1 protein-coding gene is annotated in these 1,251 nt (G+C 60.3%); it reads right to left on the bottom strand.

What is annotated here, in order from left to right; translation table 11 throughout:
* A partial coding sequence (locus P3T20_RS37080; RefSeq protein WP_429289460.1) for an amidohydrolase family protein occupies positions 1–1,251 on the bottom strand: 1,251 nt, incomplete at its 5' end.

Here is a 1,251-nt window from a genome sequence, read left to right as displayed (position 1 = left end):
CTACATGCCGGGTGTCGGGATGAGCCGCTTGTAGTAGACCCCGTCCTTCATCACGACCTTGATGTTGTCGCGGTCCTGGAGAAGCTTGATGTTCTCGACCGGATCGCCATCGACGAGCAGCAGGTCGGCGAGGTAGCCATCGCTGACGAGACCGAGGTTCGGGATATCCATGATTTCGCCACCCCATTTCGTGGCGGCCATCAGGGCATCGGCCGGCGTGAAGCCAAGAATGTTGACGAAGTGCTCAAGGTCGCGTGCGTTGGTGCCGATCGGATTCCATGCGAACCCGTAGTCGCCGCCCGGGAGAACCCGCAGGCCGCGTTTCCTGAGTTCGCCGTACACCTTCGGGCATTGCTCGATCATGGTGAAGAGCTCGCTCTTTTCGACAAACTCCCGGGTGATGCCCCACGGCTCTGCCTCGTACGCGGTTGCGTAAATCACGCCAATGGCCGGCGCGAGAAACACGCTGTCGCGCTTCGCCTCGAGCAGGTCGTACGTTTCACCCTCGATGAAATCGCAGTGATAGATAACGCGGAAGTCATACTTCAGGGCAAGCTTCACGGCCGCATCCGCACGGGCATGACACGATAGCCAGGCGCCGCGCATATGGGCCTCTTCCGCGGCGGCGGCGACCTCTGCCTCCGTATAGGAAAGCCGGCGGGCGAACCCCTGACGTCCAGCAAACATGTCACCCGAGATGTTCATCTTGATGGTGTCGACACCCTCGCGAATCAGTGTCCTGACCGTTCGCCGGATTTCATCGGGGCCGTCTGCAATCAGTTCGAAGCCCTGGTGGTTCGTGTGGTATTGACGTTCGTCCCCAAGACCTCCTGTTGCGGTGAGTTCAGGCGAAGCGGCCCGCATGCGCGGCCCGGGGAATTTTCCCGCGTCGATGGCGTCGCGAAGCACCGCTTCGAGCCGGAACTTCGCCGAAGCCGCCGAGTACAGACTGGTGAAGCCCGAGTCCAGCATCAGCTTGACGTTCTGCAGCGCGAGGATGGTGTGTTCTTCAATCGGAATCAGGCCAAGTTCACTGAACTGTGCCATGTTGCTGTAGGTGACGTGAGCGTGCGCTTCGACGAGGCCTGGCATCAGCGTCATGCCTTTGCCGTCGATGACGTCGTAGTAGGATTCACGCGGAATCCCGCCATTGCCGCGAGCCACGGCGCGGATCAGATTGCCATCGACAAGCGCTTCGCCCACGAACGTTGGTGCACCCGTGCCGTCGAAAATCTTCACATTGGTAAAAAG

Source organism: Paraburkholderia sp. GAS206C, from assembly GCF_050435645.1.
Lineage (GTDB): Bacteria > Pseudomonadota > Gammaproteobacteria > Burkholderiales > Burkholderiaceae > Paraburkholderia > Paraburkholderia phenazinium_B.
The sequence above is the reverse complement of the archived record's forward strand: the minus strand, read 5'-3'. Positions and strand labels throughout refer to the sequence as shown.